Annotated in this window: 8 protein-coding genes; 1 reads left to right on the forward strand and 7 read right to left on the reverse strand. The window is 41.4% G+C overall.

Annotated elements, in window-relative coordinates; all coding sequences use genetic code 11:
- Positions 1–84 precede the first annotated feature (84 nt).
- The 7 genes from uxaC to R2Q80_RS06425 all read right to left on the reverse strand — a co-directional run bounded on the left by uxaC (position 85) and on the right by R2Q80_RS06425 (position 10,531).
- Positions 85–1,485, reverse strand: coding sequence for a glucuronate isomerase (gene uxaC / locus R2Q80_RS06395; RefSeq protein ID WP_316798801.1), 1,401 nt, complete (start codon positions 1,483–1,485; stop codon positions 85–87).
- An 81-nt stretch (positions 1,486–1,566) separates the two neighbouring features.
- Positions 1,567–3,213, reverse strand: a complete 1,647-nt coding sequence (locus tag R2Q80_RS06400; RefSeq protein ID WP_316798802.1) for an altronate dehydratase family protein — start codon at positions 3,211–3,213, stop codon at positions 1,567–1,569.
- Between the two features lie 3 nt (positions 3,214–3,216).
- Positions 3,217–4,728 carry a tagaturonate reductase gene (locus R2Q80_RS06405; RefSeq protein ID WP_316798803.1) on the reverse strand — a complete coding sequence of 504 codons (1,512 nt, stop codon included), beginning with the start codon at positions 4,726–4,728 and terminating at the stop codon, positions 3,217–3,219.
- A gap of 29 nt (positions 4,729–4,757) precedes the next feature.
- Positions 4,758–5,789, reverse strand: coding sequence for a pectate lyase (gene pelA, locus R2Q80_RS06410; protein WP_316798804.1), 1,032 nt, complete (start codon positions 5,787–5,789; stop codon positions 4,758–4,760).
- 17 nt (positions 5,790–5,806) lie between these two features.
- Complete coding sequence (locus tag R2Q80_RS06415) at positions 5,807–7,738, reverse strand: DUF4350 domain-containing protein (protein WP_316798805.1); 1,932 nt, start codon at positions 7,736–7,738, stop codon at positions 5,807–5,809.
- Positions 7,739–7,743: 5 nt separating this feature from the next.
- Positions 7,744–9,417 (reverse strand): glycoside hydrolase family 28 protein, encoded by a 1,674-nt coding sequence (locus tag R2Q80_RS06420; protein WP_316798806.1) that lies wholly within the window; start codon positions 9,415–9,417, stop codon positions 7,744–7,746.
- A gap of 163 nt (positions 9,418–9,580) precedes the next feature.
- On the reverse strand, positions 9,581–10,531 hold the full coding sequence (locus R2Q80_RS06425; RefSeq protein WP_316798807.1) for a pectinesterase family protein: 951 nt from the start codon (positions 10,529–10,531) through the stop codon (positions 9,581–9,583).
- A gap of 288 nt (positions 10,532–10,819) precedes the next feature.
- Between R2Q80_RS06425 and R2Q80_RS06430 the strand changes: the two genes are divergently transcribed.
- The gene (locus R2Q80_RS06430; protein WP_316798808.1) at positions 10,820–12,460 is read left to right on the forward strand and encodes a glycoside hydrolase 43 family protein; all 1,641 of its coding nucleotides are present in this window, start codon (positions 10,820–10,822) and stop codon (positions 12,458–12,460) included.
- Positions 12,461–12,469: the final 9 nt, after the last annotated feature.

Below are 12,469 nucleotides of genomic sequence, written 5' to 3' on the forward strand. Positions count from 1 at the left end.
TTTCTATCAACTGTATGAAAAGGAAAGGAAAACGTTTGAAATGATTTTATTCCAACGATTTCCTTTCAAAAAGCCTTATAATGGTTAAAATGTAAAGTAATTTTTTGCGTTAAAGTACGAAATATCCTGCACTATTTTACCCACCCACTCTAAATCAGCAGGCAATTCACCGTTTTCAATATCCTCTCCAAACAGGTTACAAACTATTCTTCTGAAATACTCATGACGGGGGAATGACAGGAAACTTCTCGAATCGGTCAACATTCCTACCAGACGGCTTAACAAGCCCATGTTTGATAGGGCATTTAATTGCTTAATCATTCCGTCTTTCTGATCTAAAAACCACCACGCTGATCCAAACTGAACCTTACCGGCAACAGATCCGTCGTTGAAATTCCCGATCATGGTCGCGATTAATTCATTGTCGGCAGGGTTTAAATTGTAAATAATGGTTTTAGCCAGTTTATCCTGATTATCTAAACGATTTAAAAATTTAGAAAGCATTCGCGCCTGACTAAAATCGCCTATCGAATCCCAGCCTGTATCAGGCCCTAACTGGCGCAGCATGCGGGCGTTATTGTTTCTCAAGGCGCCCAGATGATATTGTTGAACCCATCCTTTTTCGTGGTCCCACTCTGCAAAATAAATCAGCATCGCCGATTTAAATTTGAGGTTTTCATCGTACGAAATGGCTTGTTTCCTTCTTATTTTATCAAAAATAGAGGTGATCTCCTCATCGGTATAATCTTCAGCATAAATTTGCTCCAAACCGTGGTCAGACACCGAACAACCGTTTTCAGCAAAATAGTCATGACGGCCTTTTAAGGCATCAATATACTGTTGGAAGTTTGTAATTGAAATCCCCGAAACAGTTTCCAGCTTATCAATGTATTCGTTTAATCCCTCCACATCGTCACTGTTCATGGCTTTATCCGGACGGAAAGCAGGCAACATTTTCAAAGCTACCCCTTCTGAGGCCAGTTGCTGATGAAAATTCAGACTATCCAGGGGATCATCGGTAGTACAAACGGTTTCCACATTCATTTTTGCCAGTAAACCACGTACCGAGTATTCCGATGTTTGTAATTTGGCCGCGCACTCATCATAGATTTTCCGTGCAGTTTTACCTGATAAAATATCGTTGATGCCAAAATACCGCTGCAACTCTAAATGTGTCCAGTGGTATAAAGGATTTCTCAGCGTATATGGAACAGTTTCTGCCCACTTTTCAAATTTCTCGAAATCTGATGCATCGCCTGTAATATATTTTTCATCAACGCCGTTTGCACGCATCGCTCTCCACTTATAGTGGTCGCCTGCTAACCAAACCTGAGTAATATTTTCGAATTGCTTGTTATTAGCAATCTGCTCTGGAATTAAATGATTATGGTAATCGATAATGGGTAATGATTTTGCGAAATCGTGGTACAGCTTTACAGCCGTTTCGCTTTCCAAAAGGAAATTGTCGTCTAAAAAAGGTTTCATTCTTTTCTTTATAATTGGAGAAAGCGGGTGGGCGATTATGAAACCCGCTAACTGTAAAAATTTTTATTAATTCTATGTCCGTTAAAGACTTACGCCACGTTTCCATGGAATAAAATCATCCTGATTTAACAGAACAGCCTTAGGGATCACTTCCCCACTTGCCGCCCTGATACAGTATTCCAGAATATCTTCACCCATTTGCTCAATGGTTTTTTCCCCCTCGATTACCGGACCGCAGTTGATATCAATGATATCACCCATACGTTTGGTTAAAACATTATTAGTGGCTACTTTAATCGTCGGACAAACAGGATTTCCGGTAGGGGTACCCAAACCTGTGGTAAACAGTATTAATGTTGCACCGGAAGCTGCTTTACCTGTTGTGGCTTCCACGTCGTTTCCAGGTGTACAAACCAGGTTTAATCCTGGCTTTGTTGCCGGTTCGGTGTAATCTAATACATCTTCAACCGGCGATGTCCCTCCTTTTTTGGCTGCACCGGTACTTTTTATGGCATCGGTTATTAAACCATCTTTAATATTTCCCGGTGATGGGTTCATGAAAAAGCCTGATCCAACATTTTCTGCGGCCTGGTTATAGGCAGTCATCAGCTGAATAAATTTACGCGCAGCGGTCTCATCTTTCGTACGGTCAATCAATTGCTGTTCGGCGCCGCATAGCTCTGGAAATTCAGCTAAAAGAACGGTCCCTCCCAGTGCTACCAGCAAATCTGAAGTATAACCCACTGCAGGGTTTGCGCTAATACCACTAAAGCCATCACTACCGCCACACTTTACCCCTAAAACCAGTTTGCTAACTGGTGCAGGCTGACGTTCAATTTTATTGATTTCGGTTAAGCCGATAAAAGTTTTTCTGATGGCTTCTTTTACCAGTTGCTCTTCACTTTGCGACTGCTGCTGTTCAAAAACAAATAAAGGCTTATCAAAATTTGGAGACCGCTGTTTAAGGTCGTCCATAAAATCCTTTACCTGTAAATTCTGGCATCCCAAACTTAAAACGGTAACTCCGGCAACATTTGGATGATCAGCATAAGCAGCAAGAAGCTTGCTTAACACGGCTGCATCCTGGCGGGTACCTCCACAACCACCCTGGTGATTCAGAAATTTAATGCCGTCTACATTTTTAAAAATACGGTTCGCAACCGGATTGGCCTGTCCGATGGAAGTGGTATCGGCATCTTCGATATTTTCTCCGTTCTTATAGGCTTCTACAAGATGATGCGCATACGATTTATATTTATCAGTTACCGCATATCCCAACTCATTATGTAAAGCTTCACGGATCACATCAAGATTGCGGTTTTCGCAAAAAACTGTCGGGATAAACAACCAGTAATTGGCAGTACCTACGCGGCCATCACTCCGGTGGTATCCATTAAAGGTTCTTCCTTCAAACTTAGAAACATCAGGTGCCTGCCACTGATAATGGTAAGGCTTGAACTCAAAAGGTTCAGATGCATGTTTCGTGTTCTCCGTGTCCATCAATCCACCCTTTGGAATGAAATGCTGTGCTTTTCCTACCAACACACCATACATCATGATGTGATCTCCCTCATTCATATCCTGCATAAAAAACTTATGCTTCGCCTGAATGTCATCATGCAGGATATAATCTTGCCCATCGTAAATAACCGTTTCGCCTTTTGCTAAATTTTGCAAGGCTACCAATACGTTATCGTTAGGATGGATTTTTAAAATTCTAGTCACCATTTTTTAAGCTGTTCTTTCTTTGTGTAAGTTACTTAAAGTTTCCTTAGCACCTTTATTTTGTAGTGATTCAACGTGCGATTTTATTGCAGCATTAAAACCAGGATAATTATTCAAATTTTTATTCCAAAGCCTTCTGTCGCCCAGAATACTATCAACTACGGTCTCCGGATTTTTCCAGTATTCATAAAGTTCACTGGCCATTTCATCTTGTATCGGAAAGGTTTTACCATCTACACCTGCAGTATATACGTCACCGTTTTTATGCACATTCATAAATACGATGTAGGCCGCAACCCCCAGAGCCGTAAGCTGTGGAACTTCATTTTTCAGGGCATAATAACCTCTGATTAAAGGCATATTACGCATCTGTAATTTTGAGGTATAGTTGAGTGTAATGGCTTGCCACTGGTGTTCAAGAAACGGATTACTAAAACGGTCTACTACGCTTTTTGCAAAGGTGATCGCTTCATCTTGGGTAATGTCCGAACTTTCTACAACAGGTGCAATCTCCTCTTTCATGAGTGTTAAAACATGATTTGAGAACTCTTCATCCTGCATGGCTTCTTTAACAGTGTGGAATCCGGCCAGAATAGCCAGGCCACAACTAATGGTATGGGTTCCGTTTAGTAAACGAAGTTTCAACTCTTTAAACTTATCGATCGAAGGAACAATAAAAATACCTTTATCCGCCTTTGCAAAAGATAGAATTTCTTTCACCTTGTCGCTTGACGATTCTATTGCCCAAAGTCTGAATGGTTCGGCCATAATCATCAAACCATCGCTGTAACCCAATTCCGCCTCAATTGCTTTCTGTTCCTCGACAGGGAGTTTGCCAGGCACAATACGGTCAACCAATGTTTTGCAAAAATGGTTAGCCGTTTTAAGCCAGTTCTCAAAATCCCAGCCTAATTTGTTTTGGATAGCCAGGTCAAGAATTATTTCTTTAAGCTTGTCTGCATTGTCGCTGATTAACTCAGTAGGCACGATAACCATTCCACTTTCTTCCGAGCCGTTGAAGGCTTTATATCGTTCAAAAAGAAAAGCCAGGAGTTTGCCTGGAAAAGACTGTGGCGGAAAGTCGGTAATCTTATCTTCACTTTTCACTATACCTACCTCGGTAGTATTGGAGACAACCACCTTCATTTCTGGCTGATGAGCAGTTTTTAAAATCTCTGCCCATTCAGAGGTAGCCGATAAAACACGACTGATGGATGAATTGATGGTATTTTCCTCTACCACAACCCCGTCTTCAATCCCTTTTACGCAAAGCGTATATAAGCCGTTCTGATCAGCGAAATCGTCAACACCTGCTTTGGAAGTTGTTTTAACCACCACTATCCGTCCGTTGAAAATCCCCTGGTGATTGGCTTTATCAATAAAGTAATCAGGCAAACCGCGCAATAAAACACCAGTCCCAAATTGGATTACTTTTTCTGGTAACTCCAGCATTCCGGCTGTAGGCTTCAAAACCTTGTCACCATTGATGTTTTGTAAATTCTCCTTGTTTAAAATCATGTTCTTACGATTTCCGTTATATAAATTTTCTATTTTCCCTTAGCAGCTAACCACTTCGGGTATTCTTTTTCAATTAATTTTTGCGCCCAGTTTCCGTACCACGCATAACCACTTCGTCTTTCAGGGCTTAATTCTTCCAGTTTAGATTTAATGGTATTGTCACGGTCGCCAAAAATAGGAGCGTTCTTATCCAGATCATAAAACCGGGCCCACACCATGCTGCTATCATCGGCTACCAGCGCTGCCACTTTTCCTTTTTCCCTGTCGAAACGATAACCCTGTATCTTATACGTCTCAAACCATTTTAAAGCAGCTGCTACAGCAGTTTTGATCTCTTTAGAAGGTTTATCCAGGGACATTAGAAAACGGACAATACCCACCGATTCGCTCGTGGCCAATGATGCTGGCTCAAAGTTCCGCGCCTTTGCAGGCAGAAGGGAATCTTTGTCATATTGGGCAGCCCAGATAGTTAGCTGACCATTTTGCTTAACCTGTGTTTGTAAAATACAATTTATTCCTGTCGTAACTGCTTTTGCGGCTTTGGGAACGTATTTGGCATCTACCGCCTCGAAATCATTTCTTTTGGTTGCAACATCCTGAAGGATGTTTAATACGTTAATCATTGCATCATCATTGAAAGTAATTTCCGATCGGTACAATGCTTTATCCGGGTAATATTGCGGCCAGCCACCATTTGCATACTGAGCAGTCAGAATATAATCTATCCCTTTTTCGGCAGCCTGTAAATAGGCTTTGTTCCCTGTCTTTTTATATGCCTTAACCAAATAAATCACCTCTCTGCTGGTGGCTTTGTTATCAAAGGTTGCATGCAGATCTTTAGTTGACTTAATTTTAGCCAGTAATTCCGGACTGAGTCCAGCATCATAATTCACCACACTTTTATCTTCAAGCTGCTTAGGCCAACCCCCGTTTCCAAGTTGATAAACCAGCATTTTTTCTGCAGTAGAATCTGTTGCTACCTGCCCATAAGATGTCGCAAGCAGAATGCTACAAAAGCAGGTTGCCAATATTTTAATTCTCATCATGTTTGCTAGTTTCATTGTTATCCTCGGAGATTTTATTTCTTACCTGGAACCTGCTTAATTAACCAGCTCACTAAATCATTAGTGGCTTTGAAGTTCTCAAACTCCGCGGGCAGCTTTCTTCCATCGATATACTCATTATAAAACCAGGGATCACCAACAGCGAAAACGGTTCCTTTTCCATATTTAGCTGTTGCGATAACCACATCTCCTTTATCTGTTAATGCGGATGCTGCAGGACTCTTCGCAACAATGGTTGAAATTTCTTTGATGTAAACCTTTTTTGCTGTTTTAAATATGGAATTCCCGGCTGGAATGTAAACAGCACCCTGCTCAAAGTTTGCCCCCTGCACCTTATTGCGGCTATCTTCGTTAAAGTGAATACCGAAGCTTTCAGGCAAAACATTAAATTTCGCTATTTCACAGTTTCCTGCATCATTCAGCAACAATACCAGTACGCCACCGGCCTTTACCCATTCACTAACCTGCTTTGCATGCTCCGCAGTCATAAAGTTGGGATTGGCCGTTTCCTTTTCAGTGTCCGGATCTACGATGATATAAATATTCGTACCCTTTAAATTTGCAGTTGTAGGCGCAGATTTTAAGGTAGTTGTTTTCACCCCGGCATCGTTGAATACCTTACCAAACAATGAAAATCCATTGTTATCATCTTCATTCCAAACATAATGAAAGGGGATTTTATCTCCGGCTGGACCGGTTATATATTCGTTATTAAAAAATTTATCAACCGTTACAGTTAAGCCCTTACCAGGTTTCGGTAAAGCATCTGTTTCCATCTCTGCCGCAGCGCATACAAATGCCCCCATACCCTTGGGGTCGTTTGTAATTACTTTTTCACTGATGTAATAATCGAAACTTCCATCACGGTATTTTGGCTTACCTCCTAAACCGGAAACAGAAACCGTTTTAGTTAAGTTTACACGTTCATCACCGGCATTTTCAACAAATTCCTTTTTCAGTCCGGCATAACCTTTATTCGCCGCAGCCATAAAAGATTGGGGTAACCAGCCTTTCCGAACACCTTTTGCCAGTCCGTAAACGAACATGCTCGATGCTGAACTTTCAAGATAATTGCCTTTTCGTGCGGGCATATCCATGATATCAAACCAAACACCTGATCTGTGGTCCTGATACTTTACAGTTGCAGTCGCTGTACGGTTTAATATCGCTAACAATTCCTTTCGCTGTGGGTGATTTTCAGGGAAATTATCTAATACATCAACCAGAGCCATGATGTACCAACCCATTGCCCTTGCCCAGAAATTTGGCGAGCGTCCTGTGGTCTTATCTGCCCATTGCTCGGCTTTACTCTCATCGTAACCGTGGTAAAGCAAGCCCGTTTTTGCGTCACGTGCATTCTTTTCCATTAAGATAAACTGCTTTGCCACGTCATCAAATGCAGCGTCTTTTTTCATCAGTTTGGCGTATTCAGCATAAAAAGGTTCCCCCATGTACAAGCCATCCAGCCACATCTGATTGGGATATATTTTTTTATGCCAAAAGCCTCCCTCATTGGTACGGGGCTGCTTTTGCAGCTGATCGTACAAACGTGTGGCCGCAAGTAGATATTTTTGCTGACCGGTTACTTTATATAACAGTAAAAGGGATCGGCCATTTTTAACATTGTCGATATTAAAATCTTCAGCTTTATAGGTGGCAATATTTCCTTCTTTGTCCAGGTAGGCATCCATGGAAGACTGGATGTATTTAAAATACTTTCCGTCACCGGTATTCCGCCAAACTGCCGCTGCACCTTCAAGTACCACCCCCATATCATAACTCCATCTCGGGCCTTTTGCACCTTTTAAAACTGTTGTATCCTGAAAAAGCTTTTCCATCGCAGTTAATGTCAACTGTTCAGAAAGTTTCTTTTGAGCAAAACCATTCTGTACAAAAGATGAGCATCCTAATATGGCTACCGCTGTATATAAAATTGTTTTCTTCATGTTTTTCATTTTGCAATTTCCAATACCGATTGATTAATACCTTCGCCAAATGCCGATGTTTTCTTTGCTTTTGACACATCTGTTCTGGTAACTTTTATCCCCCTGGTTTTATCGCCACTGATATTAAACAGAAGATCAGCACCGTTTTTATATAGAAGTCCGTTGAAGCTGATGTTTGTACCATTCTGTACGCTTACAATCGGATTGGTATCATCCGTAATGACCTTAACATTTTTAAGCGAGATACCTGATGCCTCAATGATTTCAATTCCTTTTTTTGCCTGAATGGTCACATTTTCAAGTTGAACACCTTTAATATTCATCTCTGGTAAACCCCTGAAGAAAATTGCTTTATCAGCGCCGTTTGCAACGACGTCTTTAATATAGAAATTTTTAAACTGGGGTGTGGCTTCAGTTACTGGTACTGTTACCGTTTTAATTGCCTCACGTTTTTCTCCTGCCAACGGAACAGGATCAACAGCAGCATAATACATGTCAAACAGAATAGCTTCGCCGGGAATATCGATCATATTGATATTGTTCACGAAGATATTTTCCACTACGCCGCCTCTTCCACGTGTGGTTTTAAAACGCAGGCCAATATCAGTGCCAATAAAAGAACAATCGTAAACCCAGATATTCCTGGCACCACCACTCATTTCACTGCCAATCACGAAACCGCCGTGTGCGTGGTAAACCACATTATTCCTTACAATCACGTTTTCGGTTGGAACGCCTCGCTTGCGCCCGGCTTCATCCCTTCCTGATTTAATACAAATGCCATCGTCGCCAACATCAAAGGTACTGCCTTCAATAAGTACATTTTTACATGATTCAACATCAACACCATCTCCGTTTTGTGCATACCAGGGGTTTTTCACCTGTAAATTTCGTAGCGTTAAATCCTGGCAAAGTAAAGGATGTAAATTCCATGCCGGCGAATTCTGAAAGGTTACGCTTTCTAACAATACTTTTTTGCAATTGGTAAGTACAACCAGGTTTGGCCTTAAAAAATCTTTAATATCTTCATAATCAGCAGCAGTTTTTCCGGCAACAATCACCCCTGCATTTTTAGTTTTCGAGCCTTTAACTGTTTTTTCGGATGGGTACCACATTTTCCCGTCTTCACTAACCACACCACCTGAAGCAATTAATTTCTTCCACTGTGTTTCCGTAAGCTTATCTTTTTTAACCATGCGCCATGCACCACCATTACCATCTACAATACCTGTACCTGTAATGGCGATATTTTCGAGATCAGTACCCGAAATCGGACTTTGGTTTCTCCATGCAGGTTGCCCTTCCCAATTGCCTTCAACCAGTTTATACTGATTGAAATCATCGGTAAACTGCAGGATGGCATCACGCTTCAGATGAAGGTTTACGTTGCTCTTAAGTTCAATAGGGCCAGTCAACCATAATCCCGATGGGATTAATACGACCCCCCCACCCTTTTTGCTTACAGCAGAAATTGCCTGATTAATCATTGAGGTATTTAAAGTAATACCATCACCTTTAGCACCTAGAGAAACGATGCTTGTAGTGTCCTTTCTAAAATTAACTTGCTGTATGACTGGAAGTTTAGGATTTGACTGTGCCAGCACCGAACCTGCAGATAACAAAAAAATACATGCGAGAGCTATTTTAGAACGGTATAAACTACCAGAAATATGTTTCATTATTTGTGCTGTTAAATTATATTTGGTTATCGTAATAACAAGTGTACGTTGTTTGGGTGTAAAAGAGAAAAGAAATCTATGCAATCGTTGCCGGAAAACGCAACAAAAAAAGAAAAAAGGTATACTTTAAGATACTGACTTAAAAGAACTTACAATCTACTTATCATTGAGGCAACCACCCACGGAAAACGTTTTCCAAAATGTAACTTTTATATTCAGTTTCTGAAAGCTGATGCGACCAGTTTGCCCTGCCTTTGGTATCGGCACCCTTTCCTTTGTTTTTATACTCTGCATAATAGGCTGTTTGCTCATTACTCGCCTTGCCCCAGTTATTCCATCCCTCACTACGAATCAGCTCTGGCAAGTCACAGTTTAAAAACACAACCTTGGCATAGGGTCTCCATGGACGCCCAAGGAAAAAACTATTTATCGGCGCGTCTCCCTTAACTTTGCAGTTATTGAAAACATAGCCGTAGCGGGTCGTATCGGCAGTGGAAGCAGCAGTAATATACCCTTGCTTTTTACAAAAGAGGATACAGTTCTCGAACCAGGCGGTAGCCGCACCGAAAATATAATCTACCGTTCCTTCAATGTAGCAATTTTTATAGTATTGACGGTTGTTTCCCCCATAAGTGTATAGCGTATCCTGAAAACCTAAAAATCTGCAGTTGGTGAAAACAGATTTATCTCCTCCTGCCCAAACGGCAACGGCCTGGCCAACCGGACCAGACGAATTTTCGAAGGTGATGTTTTCAGCAGAAAATCCTTCCCCATAAATATAGAAACTCGATGAGCCCGAAGTACCTTTCTCTTCCCCAAAAGTGTTTTTCTTCTGTGCATAATCATCATAGGTTAAAATGGTTTCGTTTAAACTCTCTCCAATAAATTTCACGTTTTTTTTAGATGCCGCAAGGATAAGCTTCTCTTTATAAATACCTTTTTTAATAAAGATTACGGTTACTTTATTTCTAAAATCAGGAACAGCTTGAATCGCTTCCTGTACGGTTTTAAAGTTACCACTTCCGTCTGCAGCGACTACAAAATCTGCTTTTATTTCCATTGCATCTACGGCAAAAGAAATGATGGTGAATAAAAATAGGATAATGGATTTCATAAATCTGGTTAGAGTAAAATAAAATCGGCCACGTAAAGGTTTAAACTCCACCACGCAGCCGTGTTTTACAATATATGATAAACAATGTTAAACATTATAAATCAGCAGAAAGAAAAAAAATAAATAATAAACACCGCAAACGATGTCGGGAACGATTGCATAGTAAAGATTGGGCATCAGCTAAAAAATGCTTATTCTTGTTCACAAGCCAATATTTGCGGTGATACACTACCAGGATCATGTGGCTGCAGATTTTGAGCAATTTACTCCTAACCAAATACAATGGAAATGAAATACTTATTGCACTCCATGCTTGCTATCATCCTTTTTGCAACCATGGCTGCTCAGGCCCAAAAGCCAGCTGAAGTTTCGAAAGTGTGGGTATCCGATCTGGGTAACGGAACCTATCAAAACCCGGTTCTGCATGCAGACTATTCAGATCCTGATGCCATTCGAGTAGGCGATGATTTTTATATGATTGCGTCCAGTTTCGATGCCATACCCGGCCTGCCCATCCTCCATTCAAAAGACCTGGTTAACTGGAAAATTATCGGACACGCTTTGAAACGCCAGCCACCATTTGAACATTTCGAAAAAACACAGCACGGAAATGGCGTGTGGGCTCCGTCTATTCGTTACAGAAACGGCGAGTTTTATATCTATTATCCCGACCCGGACTTCGGAATTTACATAACCAAAGCAAAAAGCATTACCGGCGAATGGTCATCACCAAGACTGGTAGCAGGCGGGAAGGGTCTCATCGATCCGTGCCCACTTTGGGATGACGATGGAAAAGCATATCTGGCATATGCTTATGCAGGTAGTCGTGCCGGTATCAAAAGTGTATTGGCAGTGATGCCCCTATCAGCCGACGGAACGAGGGCAATGGCAACGGGTAGAATTGTTTACGACGGCCATGAACTCGACCCGACCATTGAGGGGCCAAAATTTTACAAAAGAAATGGGTATTACTATCTGTTTGCGCCTGCCGGCGGTGTGTCTACTGGCTGGCAACTGGCATTAAGAAGTAAAAATGTATTTGGACCGTACGAACGAAAAGTAGTGATGGATCAGGGTAATTCAATAGTTAACGGCCCTCATCAGGGTGCCTGGGTAAATACCCAGAAAGGAGATGACTGGTTTATACACTTTCAGGATAAAGATGCTTACGGAAGAGTAGTGCACCTGCAGCCTATGAAATGGATTAACAACTGGCCAGTTATAGGAACAGATCAAGATGGTGATGGGACGGGTGAGCCGGTAACGGTTTATAAAAAGCCTGATATAGGTAAAGTTTACCCCATTGCAACACCTGCAGAAAGCGATGACTTCAACACTATTGCTTTAGGTCTGCAATGGCAATGGCAGGCCAATCCTCAGCCAGCCTGGTTTTTCACCGACGCAGGCAAAGGCGTACTAAAACTCTACAGCGCAAAAGTTCCTGACGAAACAAAAAACCTTTGGGATGTACCGAATTTACTGATGCAGAAGTTTCCTGCAGAGGAATTTATGGCAACGGCCAAAATAAATTTTAAACCCAATCCAAAGTTAGAAAATGAACAGACAGGCCTTGTAGTAATGGGGAGGAGTTACGCTCAGCTCAGCATTAAGAGTAAAAAGGACGCGCTGTATCTCGTATATGGTGTATGCCAGAATGCAGATAAGGCAAAAACCGAAAATGAAAAAGAGATCGTTAAACTTAAATCCGGACAGCTGCAATTGCGTGTACGGGTTTTGAAGGGGGCACAGTGTCAGTTCAGTTATAGCGAAGACGGAATAAACTTCTTTAATGCCGGTGAGGTGTTTCAGGCAACTGCCGGACAATGGATTGGAGCCAAGCTGGGTTTATTTTCGATCAGAGATACCCAAACCAATGATTCTGGTGTGGCGGAATATGATTGGTTTAAAATAGAAAAATTGATACCGTAAATTAAAATC

The sequence above is a fragment of the Pedobacter frigidisoli genome, assembly GCF_032678525.1.
GTDB classification, from domain to species: domain Bacteria; phylum Bacteroidota; class Bacteroidia; order Sphingobacteriales; family Sphingobacteriaceae; genus Pedobacter; species Pedobacter frigidisoli_A.

Excerpts from the sequence above, each read along its gene's own strand:
- uxaC (WP_316798801.1), bottom strand. The coding sequence starts at position 1,485 with ATGAAACCTTTTTTAGACGACAATTTCCTTTTGGAAAGCGAAACGGCT.
- R2Q80_RS06400 (WP_316798802.1), bottom strand. The coding sequence starts at position 3,213 with ATGGTGACTAGAATTTTAAAAATCCATCCTAACGATAACGTATTGGTA.
- R2Q80_RS06405 (WP_316798803.1), bottom strand. The coding sequence starts at position 4,728 with ATGATTTTAAACAAGGAGAATTTACAAAACATCAATGGTGACAAGGTT.
- pelA (WP_316798804.1), bottom strand. The coding sequence starts at position 5,789 with ATGAAACTAGCAAACATGATGAGAATTAAAATATTGGCAACCTGCTTT.
- R2Q80_RS06415 (WP_316798805.1), bottom strand. The coding sequence starts at position 7,738 with ATGAAGAAAACAATTTTATATACAGCGGTAGCCATATTAGGATGCTCA.
- R2Q80_RS06420 (WP_316798806.1), bottom strand. The coding sequence starts at position 9,417 with ATGAAACATATTTCTGGTAGTTTATACCGTTCTAAAATAGCTCTCGCA.
- R2Q80_RS06425 (WP_316798807.1), bottom strand. The coding sequence starts at position 10,531 with ATGAAATCCATTATCCTATTTTTATTCACCATCATTTCTTTTGCCGTA.
- R2Q80_RS06430 (WP_316798808.1), top strand. The coding sequence starts at position 10,820 with ATGAAATACTTATTGCACTCCATGCTTGCTATCATCCTTTTTGCAACC.